Origin of the sequence: Xanthomonas pisi DSM 18956 (genome assembly GCF_001010415.1) — a bacterium.
GTDB lineage: Bacteria > Pseudomonadota > Gammaproteobacteria > Xanthomonadales > Xanthomonadaceae > Xanthomonas > Xanthomonas pisi.
Map to the genome: position 1 here is coordinate 98,124 of NZ_JPLE01000041.1, position 16,066 is coordinate 114,189.

A 16,066-nucleotide genomic window follows, 5' to 3' on the forward strand; every position below is an offset into this window, starting at 1 on the left:
GTTGCCCGTAGCGAGCAGCAAGTTCCCGGTTGCGGTTGCCAATTCTCGACGCTCGGCAGGTGTTCGATAGCGCCGCCACCCGCATCCGCCCGCACACTCCCGTTCTCACGTTGCAGCTCCATGCCGTTTCCGCTCTGGCCAGCCCCCCCGCTGTTGCCAATCCCCAATCCCGACTCACAAATCCCAGCCCTATGAGAATTGTCTTCGCCGGTACGCCGGATTTCGCTGTCGCCTCGTTGCGCGCTGCTGCGCAGCGGCATGAAGTGGTGGCGGTCTATACCCAGCCGGATCGGCCAGCCGGCCGTGGCCGCGGGCTGACGCCCTCGCCGGTGAAGCTGGACGCGATTGCGCGCGGCATTCCCGTGTACCAGCCGCAGACGCTGCGCTCGCCCGAGGCCCTGGCCACGCTGCGCGGGCTCAATGCCGATCTGATGGTGGTGGTGGCCTATGGGCTGATCCTGCCCAAGGCGGTGCTGGCCGCGCCGACCCACGGCTGCTGGAACGTGCATGCCTCGTTGCTGCCGCGCTGGCGTGGCGCGGCCCCGATCCAGCGCGCGATCGAGGCCGGCGATGCCGAGACCGGCGTGTGCCTGATGCAGATGGAAGCCGGGCTGGACACCGGCCCGGTGCTGCTGTCCCAGCGCCTGGAGATCGGCGAGCAGGAAACCGGCGGCCAACTGCACGACCGCCTGGCCGCGCTGGGCGCGCAGGTGCTGTCCGATGGCCTGGGCCTGCTGCGCGCCGGCATTCGTCCGGTGGCGCAGCCGCAGCCTGACGAGGGCGTGACCTACGCGCACAAGCTGGACAAGGCACAGGCGCGGCTGGACTGGGCGCAGCCGGCGCAGGAGCTGGCGCGGCGCGTGCGTGCGTTCAATCCGTGGCCGGTGGCCGAAGCCACGCTGGCCGGCGAGCGGGTGCGCCTGCATGGCGCCGTTGCGCTCGACCTTGCCCATCAACAGCCGCCGGGCACCTTGCTGGCGGCCAGCAAGCAGGGCATCGACATCGCCTGCGGGCAGGGCGCGCTGCGGGTGCGCGTGTTGCAGCGTGAGGGCGGCAAGGCGATCACCGCCGCCGATTACCTCAACGCGCGCCGCGACCTGCCGGCGTTGCGCTGATGGCCGCCGACACGGCGGCGGCCGGCGTCGCCTCGCGGCTGGTGGCAGCAAACGTCCTCACGGCGGTGTTCGACCAGGGGCGTTCGTTGAAGGCCGAGCTGGCCGCGGCGCTGCCCGGCGTTGCCGATCCGCGCGACCGCGCGCTGGTGGAGGCGATCTGCTTTGCGGTGCTGCGCCGCCGTCCGGCCTATGACGTGGCATTGCGGCAATGGATGGAACGCCCGTTGCCGCCGCGCGATGCCGAACTGAAAGCGCTGCTGATGGCCGGCTTCGCCCAGCTCGACGTGCTGCAACTGCCCGCGCATGCGGCGTTGTCGGCCACCGTGGAGGCATGCCGTGCGCTGGGCCGGCCGCGTCAGGCCGGCATGGTCAACGCGATCCTGCGGCGTGCGCAGCGCGAGGGCTTCCCGGCGGTGTCCGACGATGCGGGTTGGCCGTCGTGGTTGCGCAAGCAGCTGCGTGCCGATTGGGGCGAGCAGGCCGAAGCGATCTTCGTCGCAAGCGCGCAGATGGCCCCGATGTGGCTGCGCGTGCATCGCGGGCGCACCGATCCCGCCGCCTATGTGGCGCGGCTGGCAGAGGCGGGCATTTCCGCACAGACCGACACGGTGCTGCCCGATGCGGTGCGGTTGCAGGGGGCGGTGCCGGTCAGCCAGTTGCCCGGCTTCGCCGAAGGCGATGTCTCGGTGCAGGACGGCTCCGCGCAGCAGGTCGCCGATGCGCTGACGCTGGCGCCCTCGGCACGCGTGCTCGATGCCTGCGCCGCGCCCGGCGGCAAGGCAGCGCATCTGCTCGAGCGCCATCCCGGATTGCAGCTCACCGCGCTGGACGTGGATGCACGCCGCCTGGAGCGCGTGCAGCAGACCTTGCAGCGCACCGTGCCGAAGGCGCAGGTCGCGTTGCATGCGGCCGATGCCGCCGACACCGCGGCATGGTGGGACGACCGGCCGTTCGATGCAGTGCTGCTGGATGCGCCATGTTCGGCCACCGGCGTGGTACGGCGTCAGCCGGATGTGCTGTTGCATCGCCGCGCCGACGATATCGATGCCTTGTGCGCGCTGCAGGCGCGTCTGCTGGACGCGAGCTGGCGCACGTTGCGTCCGGGCGGCCAGCTGCTCTACACCACCTGCTCGCTGCTGGCGCGCGAGAACCAGGCGCAGGTCCAGGCCTTCCTGCAGCGCACGCCCGATGCGCAGGCGCAGCCCTTGGATGCGCACTTCGGCCATGCGGCGGGCCCGGGACGCCAGCGTTTTCCCGGCGAGCAGCACTGCGACGGTTTCTTCTACGCGCTTTTGCTAAAAGCCTCCTGACTGCGCGTCGCCTCCGCCGCGCCCCTCCCGCGTCCCATTGCTGCCCGCCATGCTCAAGACCCGTGCCTCGAAGGATGTTTGGTTGCTGGCCATCACTGCGGTGCTGGTGATCGGCGCCGGGCTCGGCCTGCGCGACCCCTGGCCGTCGGACGAGCCGCGCTTTGCGCTGGTTGCCAAGCAGATGGTGCTGAGCGGGGACTGGTTGTTCCCGCATCGCGGCAACGAGCTGTATTCGGACAAGCCGCCGATGCTGATGTGGCTGCAGGCGCTGTTCTATACGCTGCTGGGCAACTGGCGTGTCGCGTTCCTGCTGCCGTCGTTGCTGGCTGCGCTGGGCACGCTGGCCTGCGTCTACGACCTGGGCCGGCGGCTGTGGACCCCGCGGGTGGGGGCGTATGCCGCGTGGATGCTGCTGTTCACCCTGCACTTCACCTTCCAGGCCAAGAAGGCGCAAATCGATCCGCTGGTGGTGTTCTGGATCACCCTGGCCAATTACGGGTTGCTGCGGCATCTGTTGATGGGCCCGGCCTGGCGCTGGTGGACGTTGGGATGGTTTGCCGCCGGGCTGGGCGTGATCACCAAGGGCGTTGGCATCATCGCGCTGTTGATGCTGATCCCGGCCGGCATTGCCGCCGCACGCGGTTGGCCGGGTGTGCGCGTGCATGTGCGCGACCGCCGCTTCTGGCTCGGGCCGCTGTTCTTCTTCGTTGCGATCGCGTTGTGGTTCGTGCCGATGATGGTCACCGCGCTCACCGCCGGCCAGCCCGAATACCGCGTGTATCTCAACGACATCCTGCTGCGCCAGACCGCCAAGCGCTACGCCAGTTCCTGGGACCACGCGCAGCCGGTCTGGTACCACCTGCAAAGCATGGCCACAATGTGGATGCCCACCATCGCGCTGTTGCCGTGGGCGATTCCGGCGTGGCGGCGGCGGTTGCGCCGGCGCGATGCGCGCTATTTGCTGCCGTTGGCCTGGTGGCTGCTGGTGCTGGTGTTCTTCACCATCCCCAGCGGCAAGCGCGATGTCTACATCCTGCCGGCGCTACCGATGTTCTGCCTGGCGCTGGCGCCGCTGGCTGCGGGCCTGCTGCGCCGGGTCGGGGTGCAGCGGGTACTGTTCGGCTTTGCGCTGCTGTTGACCGTTGCGTTTGCCGCAGGCGGAGCGGCAATGCTGATCGGGCACCCGGGATTCGAGCAGAAGATCATGGACAGCCGCGGCGTCGGCAGCGAAGCCACCGACCCGCTGGGCTGGCTGCTGCTGGCGGTGGGCACCTGGGGCGTGGCCAGCCTGCTGCTGTTGCGCGTGCGCCGCTCCGCGCTGGCGGTGGTGTCGCTGCTGGGCGCGTGGTGGGTGGCGTTCGGGCTGGTCTGCTACCCGATCTTCAACGATTCCAGTTCGGCCGGCGCGGTGATGCGCGAGGCCGGGCGCCGTATCGGCCCGGAGGCCCAGCTCGGGCTGGTGGCGTGGAAGGAGCAGAACCTGCTGATGGCCGACCGCCCGGCGCAGACCTTCGGCTTCAAGGTGCCATGGGAGGAGCAGTTGCGACGTGGCGTGGCCTGGCAGTCAGAGCAACCGGGCCAGCGTTGGCTGCTGGCGCAGGAGACGGCACTGCTGGGTTGCGTGGACCGCAGCCGCAGCCAGCTGGTCGGTGTGGCCAATCGGCGGCGCTGGTGGCTGGTGCCGGGCGATGCGCTGCGCGGCGACTGCGTGGCCAGCTCCACGGAGAAGGCGATCGAAGAAAAGGAGCAGGGCAACCTGGACGTCGAATGAGCCGTTCACGCGCGCATTCCCGGTCCTGCCCGCATCACTCCCATGCAGTGGCCGGCTGTTGTCTAGCAGTCATTCATGCGGGACATCGTTAGCTTGGCCGGCGTCGCTGACGCGCCGTGCCTGTCCTGCCCCCTTTCGCCACCGATCTTTCGATGAATTCATTGCGCACCCAGCCCGCGTCGCTTCCGCAGTCCGTACCCGTCGCATCGCGCGCGGGCGTGGGCATTGCCGAGCTGGGCGTGTTTACGCTGACCGCGCTGGTGGTGAGCATGCCCAGCGGGTTGCTGCCGTTCGGCCTGTGCCTGTTGCTTGGCTCGCTTGTCGGCTGGCGTAGCCTGCGGGCCGGTATCGCGGCGCGCAGCGGCGCGTTGCGCGCGGTGGGATGGCTGGCGGTGGCGGTAATCGCGATGTCGCTGCTGTCGATCGCCTTGTTCGAGCACGGCCTGCGCGATGTGGGAAACCGCTCGCGTTTTCTGGTGCTGCCCTGGGCGGCGCTGTGGGCCTATGCGTTGCAGCCGCGCCAGGTCTGGCTGTGGCGAGGTGCATTGACCGGTGTGTTTGCGGCAATGCTGATCGCACTGCTGCAGGTGATGAATGGTGCCGACCGTGCGGAGGGCTTTACCAACGCGATTGTCTTCGCCGATATCGCAATGATGTTGCTGGTGGTGGTGGCGTTCAGCCGGCCAACCGGCGGTGTGCGCTGGTTGGTGGGTGCGGCGCTCGCCACGCTGCTGGTGATCGTGCTCAGCGGCAGTCGTGGCGTGTGGCTGGCGTTGCTGGCCACCGTGGGCGTGCTGGCCTGGGGCGCGCCATGGCATAGCGCGCGCATGCGGCTGCTGACGTTCGTCGGCGGTGCGGTGCTGGCGGTGGGCGTGGTCGCCAGCGTTCCTGCGTTGACCGATCAAATGCGCCTGGGCGAGTTGCAGAGCGATCTGCAGCGCTACGAAGTCGGCGACAGCGATTCGTCCGCCGGTGCCCGTATCGAGCGTCTGCATGTGGCCTGGGATACCGTGCTTGCACATCCTTTGACCGGCGTCGGCGTGGGCCGTTTCGACGATGCGATGCATGAGTTGCCGGTGTGTGCTGCGGATAACGCGCTGCTTCGCTGCCATCTGGGCCACGCGCACAACGATCTGGCCGAGTGGGCCGCAACCCAGGGCGTGCCGGGCCTGTTGCTGCTGATTGCGGTCTATGGCGTGCCGCTGTGGGTGTTCGTGCGCTTGCATCGGCGTAGCGGGCAAGTGCAGTTCCGCGGGCCGGCGGCGGCCGGGGTGATGCTGGTGATCAGTTATGCGCTGTGCGGGTTGACCCAGTCGATGTTCGCGCACCAGGTGTCGGCGAGCTTCTATTCGGCGATGGTGGGTGTCCTGGTGGGGCTGGCAGCGCGCCAGGCGCAGCCGGCGGTGCCGAAGGCGGTCGGCAACGCGTCGTGAGCGGTGGGTTGGACGCTTCGCGGATTGCGAGCCTGGTGGCCTGGTAGTGGCCCATGCCCCTGGCAAGCGGTCGAGCGGCTGGTCGTCCATGCGAAGCGATGCCTGCGAACGACGGCGACGTGCCAGTTGGCATCACCGACGCCCCGCCTGACAGTGACCCAGTTGTCGTGCCGGCTAAGCTCGGTCGCTGCGTCCATCCACGGCGCGTGGCGGGTCCTGCACCGGCTGGTTGTGCTGCAGCAGCCACAGCATGATGGTCTTCTGGCGCACGTAATTGGCGCGCACATAGGCGTAGATCAGCCCGTGCCAGCCATCGCGAAACCCGCCGCGCAGCAGATAGCCGCGCCAGAAGCGCCAGGCCGGCGCCACCACCAGCTTGCTCCAGGTCGCGCGCTTGCCGCGGGCGTAGTCGTGCTCGGCCATCATCTGCGCGTAGCGCTGGGTCTTGGCCAGCTGCTGCATCAACGATCGGTAGGGGTAGTGGATCAGGTCGCCGCGCAAGGTGACCACGGCACCATCGACACTGGCCGCCTCATGGATCTCGCGCTTGCCGCGCCAGCCGCCGCGGCGGCGGTCGAACAGGCGCAGCACGCGGTCCGGGTACGCATTGCCATGGCGCAGGAAGCGGCCGAAATACGCGGAGAGCCGCGCAAAACGGTAGCCGGCCGCGTCGGCAAAGCCGGCATCGCGCGCGGCGAGGATCGCTGCACGCAGGCCGTCGCTGATGCGCTCGTCCGCATCCAGGCACAGCACCCAGTCGTGGCTGGCCTGCGCCACGCAATACGCCTTCTGGCTGCGGTAGCCATCGAAGGCGCGTTGCAGCACGCGCGCGCCGTGCGCGCTGGCGATGTCCGCAGTGGCGTCGGTGGAACCGGAGTCCACCACTACGATCTCATCGCAGAACGCCAGCGAGGTCAGGCAGTCGCGTAGGCGATCGGCCTCGTTGAACGCGATAATGCAGGCGCTGATGCGAGGCCGTTCGTCGGGTACGGTCGAAGAGGACATGTGATGGCCGATTACCTGCTGTTCGCAACGGAGCGTTACGCGTTGCCTATTCTGGCGCCATTGGCGCAGGCATTACAGGCCCGCGGCGACATCGTTGCGGCCTGGTACGAGGGTGGCGCGCGTGGGTTGGTGCTGCCGGGCGTGCGCGAAGTGGGGTTGCGCGAGGCGCTGGCCCTGCGTCCGCGTGCGGTATTCAGCGCAGCCAACTGGGTGCCGCCGTTTCTCTCCGGCGCCAAGGTGCAGCTCTTCCACGGCTTCAACGTGCAAAAGCGCGAGGACAATCGCGGCCACTTTCGTGTGCGCGGCTTGTTCGATCTGTATTGCACGCAAGGCCCGGCCACCACTGCGCCATTTCGTGCACTGGCGGCGCGCGAAGGCCATTTTGCCGTGGTCGAAACCGGCTGGCCCAAGCTCGATCCGGTGTTCCGCGATGATGGCGGGCACAGCGCCGCGCTGCGTACGCCCGCCAACGGACGGCCGGTGCTCCTGTTCGGTTCCACCTTTACCGAGCGGCTGAGCGCGGCGCCTGCGTTGTACGAGGAAATCGCTGCCGATATCGCGCGCGGTGCGCACTACTGGCTGCTCACCCTGCATCCCAAATGCGCGCCGGAGCTGTTCGACCGCTATCGCGCGTTGGCCGGTGCCAGTGCCCGGTTTGTCGAGCCCGAAGAGGTCGTGGCGGCGCAGCGTGCGGCCGATGTGCTGGTCTCCGATACCTCGTCGATCGTCTCCGAGTTCGTGGTGCAGCACAAACCGGTGGTGACCTTCCGCAACCGCGTGCCGCAGCCGCATATGCTCGACTTTCAGCAGCCGGCGCAGTTGCCGCAGCAGCTGGCGCGCGCGCTGGCGCCGGACGCCGAGCTACGCGATGCGTTGACCCGTTATGCCGACGCGATCCATCCGTATCGCGATGGGCAGTCGTCCGAACGGGTGATCGCTGCCACCGAAGCGTTCATTGCCGGCAAACTCGGCACGCTGCGACGCAAGCCGCTGGGCGCAGTGTGGCGAGGTCTTCAGATCCGCCGCGAGCTTGGATACTGGGGCCCGGCACAGCGATGATTGCGGCGGGTCGATCGCTGACGCGATAGCGCTGCCGATCAGCAACGTCCACCCAATTCCGAATCCCGATTCCCGATCACCAGCGCAGCTTGCGCCGTGCCAGCGCGGCGCCCAGTTGCGTTTGCAGTGCCTGCGCCTGCGCCAATGGCACAAAGCGCAAGCGCAGGGCCGGGCCGGTGGTACTGGCACCGGCGGTGTCCAGCCACAGCGTGGCGGTGCCGGTCAGGCGATCGAGCGGCGAGCGTTGCAGCTGCAGCGCCTGCAGCTTGTCCAGTTCGGCCAGCCGCCACCAGCGCTTCCACCAGCCGCCGCGCACCGCCACGTAGCGCGCATCCACTGCATAGCCCATGCGCTGCACCTGGCGATGCGCCTTGAAGGCGCTCCACGGCAGCCACAGCAGCAACCACGCCGCCTGGCTGCCGAACTGCCACGCCAGCCCGGCCACCAGCGGCAGCAACATCAGCAGCGTCGGCAGGCTCAGCCGCCACCAGCAATGCGTGGCGATCGCCTGCCACTGCGCCGGCGGCCAGGCAATGCCGGGCAGCAGGCGCTGCAGCAAGGCATCGCAACGCTGCGGCTCGGCGATCGGCGCCAGCTCCTTCAACGCGCTGTCGCGGTTGTCGCCGGCGCTGGCCACGGCGGTGTCCACGCGCAGCTGGCGGCGGCCGAACAGGCGATGCAGGCGGCTTTCGTACACCGTCCACGACTGGATCCGCCGCAGCGCCACGCTGCTGCGGATACGCGTCAGCAGACCGCGCTCCACGGTGAGGCGTCGTTCCGATTCGCTGAGATGAAAGCCGTGGTACTGCGCCACGGCCAGGGCCACCGACAGCGCACGCATGGCCAGCAGCACCGCCACGGCAGCGATCGCCACCAGGATCGTGGTCACCGCCGCGCCCGGATGGACCTGGCTGACGTAGCGGTAGGCGAGCTCGCCATTGGTCTCGATAAAGCTGGATGCCACGCGGCGCGGAATCATCTGATAGATCACGCCGAAACTGGCGGCGACCACCACCATGCCGCGGTTGGAAATCAGGCCCAGCCGGATCACTTCGCCCAGCGGCAGACGCAGCAAGGTGGTGCGGTCGTCGTCCTGCACCACCGCCGCATCGACGTGGTGGGCGCGGCGCCGGATCAGATCTTCCAGCGCCAGGGCCTGATCCAGTCGCAGCACGCGCATTTCTGCTTCGGGCTTGTGCCCACCGGCCGACTCCAGCCGCACTTCCGCCACGCCGGCCAGCCGGTGCAGCAGCGACTGATGCACCACCACGTTGTGGATGCGCGCGAACGGAATGTCGCGCCGGCTGCGCTCCAGCAGGCCGCTGCGGATGGCCACGCTGTCTTGCCCGATCCGATAGCGATAGGTGAAGTAACGCAGCACCGAAATCGCCACCAGCACAGTGATCACCGCAGCGGTGGCGATGTGGTCGGCGAAATCGCGGCTGCCGTCGCGGCTGCCGAACACGACCAGGGCCACCAACGGGATCAGGAACTGGCGAATCTGCTGCAGCAGCACGAACACCCACGACAGCGGATGCAGGCGCTGCTCGTCGTGGCCGGGGTGTTCGATGGCGCTCACAGCGCGTCGTCGTGGTGATCGAGCTGGCGGGCCAGGCGGTCGCGCAGATGCTCGGCATCGGCCTGGTCCAGCCCGGACAGCGCTACCGCGTTGAGACGGCTGCCGGCGGTGTGCACCACCAGCGTGGTCAGGTGCGTGGCGCGTTCGATCGGGCCGCGGCGCAGATCCACGTGCTGCACACGCGAGATCGGCACGCGGGTGTCGCTCAGCCACAGGTGCCCGCGTTGCAGCGCCAGGCCGTGCTGGTCGAGTTTCCACAACGTGAGCCGGTGCCGTTTGACTGCCAGCCATGCGCACAGCACCGCCATCGCCACGGTCACCCCCAGCACCGCCGGCCAGTAGTGCCAGGCATGCAGCACGGTGACGGTGACGCCGGCCGCGATCAGGCCGGCACTGCCACCGCCAAGTGCGCCGTTGACCGCCGCCACGTAGGCGCCCCGGCGTGGCAACTGCTGCCAGTGCGCGTGGTCCACGGGTGGTGTCTGGACAGGCGCAGCGTGGACCAGGATGTCGGGGTGCGGCGGTGGAGCGTCGTGCACGAGGCGGGCCAGCAGAAGCGGTGCGCAAGCATAGCCGGGCGCCCGGTCAGGACGCATCCGCCATGGCCCTGGATCGCGAGGCGCCGGGTTGCACGGCTGACAGCCGCCGCAGTGCCTGGGCGGATACGTTGTGTGGTCGACCGCGGTCGTCATCACCGCGCAGTTGCGCCACCCGCCGTGACACCCAGGCCGACCCCATGCCGATGGCGTGCAGCGATGGCGATCGACACCAAACCTTGACCAGGCAGACCCCAGCAGTGGTCGGCTCCAGGCATCGATAGCGGATGTGTCGACGCCACACGCCGCGCCTGCGTGCCCCCGTCACCGATCAGGCAGCCCCGCTGACCGCGCTTACTGCGCGGCCAGAATCAGCGCATCCACATCCAGCGCATGCCCGGCGCGCGCGGCCTTGGTGCGCAGATACTGCTCGTTTTCGGGGGTGATATCGCCGGTGACCGGGATGCGGTCTTCCACCGCGATCCCGGCGGCGCGCAAGCGCTCGGCCTTGGCCGGGTTGTTGGTCAGCAGGCGGATGCGGCCGATGCCCAGGCCGCGCAACATCGCCACCGCGCTGCCGTAGCGGCGCTCGTCCGGGCCGAAGCCCAGCTGCGCATCGGCATCGATGGTATCCAGCCCTGCATGCTGATACCCGTAGGCGCGCATCTTGGCGGCGATGCCGGTGCCGCGGCCTTCCTGATCCAGATACAGCAGCACGCCGCCGCCCAGTTCCTTCAACTTGGCCAGGCCGTGCCGCAGCTGGTCGCCGCAGTCGCACTTGAGCGAGCCGAACAGGTCGCCGGTCAGGCAGGACGAATGCACGCGCACCGGCACCGCGGCCGACAGGTCGGGCTGTCCCACCACGATCGCCACCTGGTCGCGCTGCGCGACGCCGCCGCGGAACACCACGAATTCGCTCATGCCCAGGCCACGCAGCGGCACCGGCGTGCGGGTGACCAGCTCAAAGCCGGCCGCGGCCGATTTGGCGCAGCCACTGCTCAGATCATCCAGGCTCAGCGACTGGCATCCGGCGAAGGCGGCATGCGCGTGCACGTCGTGCAGCTCCACGGCCAGCAGTGCCGGCAGCAGCAATCCCAGCCGCGCGATCTCCACCCCGCCGGCATCCAGCGCATCGCCAGCCGCCCACTGTGCCGGCACCGGGGTGTCGCGCAGATAGGCCAGTGCGGCGAGCTGGTCGTAGCTGTAGTCGGCCAGGGCTACGCGTGCGCCCTGCGGCGCGGTCAGCCCCAACACCTGGGCGCGGGTCGGGGTGACGAACAGATAGTGGCGGCCCTGCGCCGCACGGGCGAACGCGGCATACGACTGCGCGGTGCTGCTGTCCAACGCCAAGACCGCATGTGCCTGCCCGTCGGCGGCGGTCAGCAACACCGGCCGGCCGGCGCGCAACTCGGACGCGGCACGCTCGCAGCGGATGGCTGCCGGATCGCCGAAGGCCTGTGCGCTGGGGGAGGGGACGGGGCTGCTCATGCACGACTCCAGATGGGGATTGCCACGGCCGCTTCAAGGCGGCCGCCACCGCGCCAGTGCCGGCCGCATGCTGCCATTGTCGCGTGGTTCGCCACTGCCGGTTGCCGGCAGCAGGTGGAACGCTGCATCCAGTGGCTGCGTTTGAGTGGCCGCACAGGCGCCGATTGGTTGTGCGTCGCTCGCGTTGTTCAGCGCCCGGCAATGCTTTCTAATCCGACGACCTCTCAGCTCAGCGGATCCCATGCGCCTTATCGACTGCAGCCAAGCGCGTCACGCCAGCGCGATCCTGGACATCTTCAACGAGGCCATCGCCAACTCGACCGCGTTGTACGACTACCGGCCGCGTCTGCCGGAGAGCATGGTCGGCTGGTTCGCCACCAAGCACGCGGGCGGATTTCCGGTGATCGGCGTCGAGGATGCCGACGGCACGCTGATGGGCTTTGCCAGTTACGGCACCTTTCGCGCCTGGCCGGCGTTCAAGTACAGCGTCGAGCATTCGATCTATGTGCATCGGGACCATCGCGGCAAAGGCCTGGGGCGCGTATTGCTGCAGGCGCTGATCGCCGCCGCGCAGGAGCGCGGCGTGCACGTGCTGGTCGGCGGCATCGATGCCAGCAACCAGGCCAGCATCGCGCTGCACGAACAGTTCGGCTTCACCCATGCCGGCACCGTGCGCGAGGCCGGGTTCAAGTTCGGGCGCTGGCTGGATCTGGCGTTCTATCAACGCATTCTGGCGACGCCTGCAGACCCGCACGACGACTGATGCACCCGACCGGTTCGCCGCGCTCGATCAGCTTGCGCGGCGCGGCGATCAATGCGGATGCCGCTCGGTGGCGTACGGGTTGGGCTCGCCGCTGCCGGGCGGGCGCAGCGTGTAGCGCTTGTAGGTCCACTGGTACTGCGCCGGGTCGCGCCGGGCGATCTGTTCGATGCCGGCATTGAGCGCGCTGGCGGCGCGCACCGGGTCGGGGTCGGCCACCGCCGGGTCGGCCGGTTGCACATGCAGCGCGAACTGCAGGTCGCCACCGGCGCGCTCGCACCAGCCGTACAGCACGGTGGCGCCGGTGCGCTCGGCCAGCCGATTGACCAGGGTCATGGTCAAGGCCGGGATGCCGAAGAACGGCGCAAACACGCCATCGCCCATCTTCGGCTGCTGGTCGGGCAGGATGCCGACCGCGCCGCCGTCCTTGAGCACCTTGAACAACTGCCGCACCGCAGGGCCTTCGGCACGCACCTGGCGCACGTTGTCGCCGCCGCGCGCCAGTTGCAGAAAGCCGTCCACCGCCTCCGACTCGGGCGGCCGGTACACGATGGCGATCGGCCCGCGCTCGGACAGCCACTGGTTGAGCAGCTCCCAGTTGCCGAAGTGCGGCGCCGCCACGATCACCCCACGCCCGGACGCCAGTGCCGCGTCGTAGAGCTCTTGCCCATTGCGTTGCAGGCGCACGAGATTCTCGGCCGGCGGGCGGGTCCAGGTACGCAGCACTTCCAGGGTCTGGCGCGCGGTCGATTGCAGGATCTGCGCATGCAGTTGCGCGCGCCGGGCGGCCGGCAATTCCGGGTAGGCCAGCTCCAGGTTGCGGCGTGCCACGCGGGCTTCGCGCGCATTGAGCTTGCGCCAGCTCCAGGCCAGCGCATCGGCCATGCGCTTGAGGAGCGGCCACGGCAGGCGGCCCACGGTGGCGGCGGTGGCATAGAGCAGTCTGGCGCGGACATCGGGTTTCATCCGCACAATTCTAAACAGCGCAGCCGGCGAAGGCCCGCGCGTGACAGTACCAACAGCGCTGGGCATGCTGCGCGACACAGTTTGCCGCCCGAGAAAGCCGATGCTTGCATTGATTCAACGCGTTACCCGGGCCTCGGTCAGTGTCGATGGCCAGTGCGTCGGGCACATCGGTCCGGGATTGCTGGCGCTGATTGGCGTGGAGCCGGCCGATGGCGATGCGCAGATCCGTCGCCTGGCCGAACGTCTGCTCAGCTACCGGGTGTTCGGCGACGACGCCGGCAAGATGAATCGCTCGCTGACCGATACCGGTGGCGGACTGCTGCTGGTCAGCCAGTTCACGCTCGCGGCCGACACCAGCTCCGGCAACCGGCCGGGCTTCAGTACCGCCGCGCCGCCGCTGGAGGCTGAACGGGCGTTCAATCAATTGGTGGCGATCTGCCGGCAAAAGCATCGCGGCGGGGTGGAAACCGGGCGATTCGGTGCCCATATGGTTGTCGACCTGGTCAATGACGGCCCGGTGACCTTCCTTCTCAGACCCTAGAAACCCACGTCCACCAGCGGTCCCGTCTTGATTCCGGCAGACCGGGCTTCACGCTGGTATAATGCTAGGTTCTCTTTCCAATCTCAAAGCCGGTGGCGCGAGCACTCATGGCCAACGAACGTCCTGCCCAGCAATCCGACATCAAGCTACTGATCAGCAAGGGCCTGGAACAGGGCTATCTGACCTACGCCGAAGTCAATGACCATCTGCCCGACGACCTGGTCGACCCGGAGCAGATCGAAGACATCATCAGCATGATCAACGGCATGGGCATCGATGTCCATGAAGTTGCGCCCGATGCTGAAACCCTGTTGCTCAACGATGGCAACACCGGCAACCGCGAGGTTGACGACACCGCCGCCGAAGAAGCTGCCGCCGCGCTGACCGCGCTCGACACCGAAGGTGGTCGTACCACCGACCCGGTGCGCATGTACATGCGCGAAATGGGCACGGTCGAGCTGCTGACCCGCGAAGGCGAAATCGCCATCGCCAAGCGCATCGAAGAAGGCCTGAGCCAGGTCCAGGCAGCGCTGGGCGTGTTCCCGCTGTCGACCGAGATGCTGCTGGCCGATTATGAAGCGCACAAGGAAGGCAAGAAGCGTCTGGCCGAGATCGTGGTGGGCTTCAACGACCTGATCGAAGAAGCCGACGCCGCCGCTGCCGCACTGGCCGCCGCCGGCCCGGTCGCCGTGGACGAAGACGCGGTCGATGAGGACGACGACGAAGACGGCGATGACGACGCTGCCGAAGAAGAGGCCGGCCCGACCGGTCCGGACCCGGTGGAAGTGGCCACGCGCATGGAAAACCTGGCCAACGAATACGCCAAGTTCAAGAAGATCTATGCCAAGAACGGCGCCGAGCACAAGCTGGTGGTCAAGGCGCGCGAGGACATGGCCGCCATCTTCACCACGCTCAAGCTGCCGCTGCCGCTGACCGACGCGCTGGTCACCCAGCTGCGTGGCGTGGTCAACGGCATCAAGGACCACGAGCGCAAGGTGCTGCACCTGGCCACCACCGTGGCGCGCATGCCGCGCAAGGACTTCATCCGCTCCTGGGAAGGCAACCAGACCAACCTGGAATGGGTGGAAGACGCACTCAAGCGCAAGCAGAAGTGGTCGTCGGCGCTGCGCGACGTCAAGGACCAGATCGTCTCCGAGCAGCAAGGCTCGATCGAGATGGAGAAGGCCAGCTATCTGACCCTGGGCGAGATCAAGGAAATCAGCCGTGCGATGGCCTATGGCGAAGCCAAGGCGCGCAAGGCCAAGAAGGAAATGGTCGAGGCCAACCTGCGCCTGGTCATCTCCATCGCCAAGAAGTACACCAACCGCGGCCTGCAGTTCCTCGACCTGATCCAGGAAGGCAACATCGGCCTGATGAAGGCCGTGGACAAGTTCGAATACCGTCGCGGTTACAAGTTCTCGACGTATGCAACGTGGTGGATCCGTCAGGCCATCACCCGTTCGATCGCCGATCAGGCGCGCACCATCCGTATCCCGGTGCACATGATCGAAACGATCAACAAGTTGAACCGCATTTCCCGCCAGATGCTCCAGCAGTTCGGCCGCGAGGCCACGCCGGAGGAGCTGGCCAAGGAAATGGACATGCCCGAGGACAAGATCCGCAAGGTGATGAAGATCGCCAAGGAGCCGATCTCGATGGAAACCCCGATCGGCGACGACGAGGATTCGCATCTGGGCGACTTCATCGAGGACACCAATGTGGAGTCCCCGATCGACAACACCACCAACATCAATCTCTCCGAGACGGTGCGGGACGTGTTGGCTGGCCTGACCCCGCGCGAGGCCAAGGTGCTGCGGATGCGCTTCGGTATCGACATGAATACCGATCACACGCTGGAAGAAGTCGGCAAGCAGTTCGACGTCACCCGCGAGCGGATCCGTCAGATAGAGGCCAAGGCGTTGCGCAAGCTGCGTCACCCGAGCCGTTCGGAACAGCTGCGTTCGTTCCTGGACATCGATTGATCCGCTAGCCGTATCGGTGCAGTGATCACACAACAGCCCCGCATGTGCGGGGCTGTTGCGTTGTGGGGCATGCCGCGAGCTATGCTTGCCCGGGTGGATGTCGCCGAAGCACGGGCGCGCCGGGGATGGCGCAGGCGACATTCACGCCCCGGCGACGAAGCCAGACAGCGGCGCAACATGAAGCCGATGTTTCTGCCTGACTCACGTGACGTTCTAGCCGTGGCTTCTAAGTTGATGACGAATGGAACGAGGCTGTCGTATGAGCAGGCAAAGCCGCTTTGAAACCACCACATACCGCGAGCACGAGATTCGCGTACGCACCGAGCAGGCGTCCCCGGGCGCCAGGTGGACGCTGTGGGTCGACGTGTATGCACTGGGCGGCAAACGCCAGCCACGCATCGGTGGCCGGGAACAGGGATGGGAGACCTACCAGGAAGCCATAGCGCAGGGATTCCGCGCAGGCCGGCAATTGGTCGATGCGCAGCTTGAGGTGGCTTAGTAGCCGGGATTGGGGATTGGGG

13 protein-coding genes and 1 pseudogene are annotated in these 16,066 nt (G+C 67.8%); 9 read left to right on the forward strand and 5 right to left on the reverse strand.

What is annotated here, in order from left to right:
* Positions 1 to 191: 191 nt before the first annotated feature.
* The 4 genes from fmt (at position 192) to Y887_RS10710 (ending at position 5,629) form a co-directional block, all read left to right on the forward strand.
* On the forward strand, positions 192 to 1,115 hold the full coding sequence (fmt, locus tag Y887_RS10695; protein WP_046964314.1) for a methionyl-tRNA formyltransferase: 924 nt from the start codon (positions 192 to 194) through the stop codon (positions 1,113 to 1,115).
* Positions 1,115 to 2,425, forward strand: coding sequence for a 16S rRNA (cytosine(967)-C(5))-methyltransferase RsmB (gene rsmB / locus Y887_RS10700; RefSeq protein ID WP_046964315.1), 1,311 nt, complete (start codon positions 1,115 to 1,117; stop codon positions 2,423 to 2,425). Before fmt ends, rsmB begins: the two co-directional genes overlap by 1 nt.
* Positions 2,426 to 2,474: 49 nt before the next feature.
* The gene (locus tag Y887_RS10705; RefSeq protein ID WP_046964316.1) at positions 2,475 to 4,196 is read left to right on the forward strand and encodes an ArnT family glycosyltransferase; all 1,722 of its coding nucleotides are present in this window, start codon (positions 2,475 to 2,477) and stop codon (positions 4,194 to 4,196) included.
* A 152-nt stretch (positions 4,197 to 4,348) separates the two neighbouring features.
* Positions 4,349 to 5,629, forward strand: a complete 1,281-nt coding sequence (locus tag Y887_RS10710) for an O-antigen ligase family protein (protein ID WP_084726004.1) — start codon at positions 4,349 to 4,351, stop codon at positions 5,627 to 5,629.
* Between the two features lie 174 nt (positions 5,630 to 5,803).
* Here the strand turns inward: Y887_RS10710 and Y887_RS10715 are convergent, their stop codons facing one another.
* Positions 5,804 to 6,634: a glycosyltransferase family 2 protein gene (locus tag Y887_RS10715; protein ID WP_046964318.1), complete on the reverse strand. Its 831-nt coding sequence runs from the start codon at positions 6,632 to 6,634 to the stop codon at positions 5,804 to 5,806.
* On the opposite strand from Y887_RS10715, the gene Y887_RS10720 reads away from it, so the two are divergent.
* Positions 6,635 to 7,693 (forward strand): CDP-glycerol glycerophosphotransferase family protein, encoded by a 1,059-nt coding sequence (locus Y887_RS10720; protein WP_104611995.1) that lies wholly within the window; start codon positions 6,635 to 6,637, stop codon positions 7,691 to 7,693.
* 76 nt (positions 7,694 to 7,769) lie between these two features.
* On the opposite strand, the gene Y887_RS10725 is transcribed toward Y887_RS10720, so the two are convergent.
* The 3 genes from Y887_RS10725 to ribA form a co-directional block, all read right to left on the reverse strand.
* Positions 7,770 to 9,272, reverse strand: a complete 1,503-nt coding sequence (locus tag Y887_RS10725; RefSeq protein ID WP_046964320.1) for a PH domain-containing protein — start codon at positions 9,270 to 9,272, stop codon at positions 7,770 to 7,772.
* Positions 9,269 to 9,868, reverse strand: a complete 600-nt coding sequence (locus Y887_RS10730; RefSeq protein ID WP_084726005.1) for a PH domain-containing protein — start codon at positions 9,866 to 9,868, stop codon at positions 9,269 to 9,271. The genes Y887_RS10725 and Y887_RS10730 overlap by 4 nt, the downstream gene beginning before the upstream one ends.
* 294 nt (positions 9,869 to 10,162) lie before the next feature.
* Positions 10,163 to 11,296 (reverse strand): GTP cyclohydrolase II RibA, encoded by a 1,134-nt coding sequence (ribA, locus tag Y887_RS10735; RefSeq protein ID WP_046964322.1) that lies wholly within the window; start codon positions 11,294 to 11,296, stop codon positions 10,163 to 10,165.
* Positions 11,297 to 11,537: 241 nt separating this feature from the next.
* Between ribA and Y887_RS10740 the strand changes: the two genes are divergently transcribed.
* On the forward strand, positions 11,538 to 12,059 hold the full coding sequence (locus Y887_RS10740; RefSeq protein ID WP_046964323.1) for a GNAT family N-acetyltransferase: 522 nt from the start codon (positions 11,538 to 11,540) through the stop codon (positions 12,057 to 12,059).
* A 48-nt stretch (positions 12,060 to 12,107) separates the two neighbouring features.
* Here Y887_RS10740 and Y887_RS10745 read toward each other — a convergent pair whose 3' ends face one another.
* The gene (locus Y887_RS10745; RefSeq protein ID WP_181113105.1) at positions 12,108 to 13,124 is read right to left on the reverse strand and encodes a lauroyl acyltransferase; all 1,017 of its coding nucleotides are present in this window, start codon (positions 13,122 to 13,124) and stop codon (positions 12,108 to 12,110) included.
* On the opposite strand from Y887_RS10745, the gene dtd reads away from it, so the two are divergent.
* The 3 genes and pseudogenes from dtd (at position 13,123) to Y887_RS10760 (ending at position 16,044) form a co-directional block, all read left to right on the forward strand.
* Entirely contained in the window at positions 13,123 to 13,563 is a 441-nt protein-coding gene (dtd, locus tag Y887_RS10750) for a D-aminoacyl-tRNA deacylase (RefSeq protein ID WP_046964325.1), read from the forward strand. The genes Y887_RS10745 and dtd overlap by 2 nt on opposite strands.
* Positions 13,564 to 13,670: 107 nt before the next feature.
* Positions 13,671 to 15,545: an RNA polymerase sigma factor RpoD gene (gene rpoD / locus Y887_RS10755; protein WP_046964326.1), complete on the forward strand. Its 1,875-nt coding sequence runs from the start codon at positions 13,671 to 13,673 to the stop codon at positions 15,543 to 15,545.
* Between the two features lie 186 nt (positions 15,546 to 15,731).
* A pseudogene (locus Y887_RS10760) lies at positions 15,732 to 16,044 on the forward strand (hypothetical protein).
* Positions 16,045 to 16,066 lie beyond the last annotated feature (22 nt).

Excerpts from the sequence above, each read along its gene's own strand:
- fmt (WP_046964314.1), top strand. The coding sequence starts at position 192 with ATGAGAATTGTCTTCGCCGGTACGCCGGATTTCGCTGTCGCCTCGTTG.
- rsmB (WP_046964315.1), top strand. The coding sequence starts at position 1,115 with ATGGCCGCCGACACGGCGGCGGCCGGCGTCGCCTCGCGGCTGGTGGCA.
- Y887_RS10705 (WP_046964316.1), top strand. The coding sequence starts at position 2,475 with ATGCTCAAGACCCGTGCCTCGAAGGATGTTTGGTTGCTGGCCATCACT.
- Y887_RS10710 (WP_084726004.1), top strand. The coding sequence starts at position 4,349 with ATGAATTCATTGCGCACCCAGCCCGCGTCGCTTCCGCAGTCCGTACCC.
- Y887_RS10715 (WP_046964318.1), bottom strand. The coding sequence starts at position 6,634 with ATGTCCTCTTCGACCGTACCCGACGAACGGCCTCGCATCAGCGCCTGC.
- Y887_RS10730 (WP_084726005.1), bottom strand. The coding sequence starts at position 9,868 with ATGCGTCCTGACCGGGCGCCCGGCTATGCTTGCGCACCGCTTCTGCTG.
- ribA (WP_046964322.1), bottom strand. The coding sequence starts at position 11,296 with ATGAGCAGCCCCGTCCCCTCCCCCAGCGCACAGGCCTTCGGCGATCCG.
- Y887_RS10740 (WP_046964323.1), top strand. The coding sequence starts at position 11,538 with ATGCGCCTTATCGACTGCAGCCAAGCGCGTCACGCCAGCGCGATCCTG.
- dtd (WP_046964325.1), top strand. The coding sequence starts at position 13,123 with ATGCTTGCATTGATTCAACGCGTTACCCGGGCCTCGGTCAGTGTCGAT.
- rpoD (WP_046964326.1), top strand. The coding sequence starts at position 13,671 with ATGGCCAACGAACGTCCTGCCCAGCAATCCGACATCAAGCTACTGATC.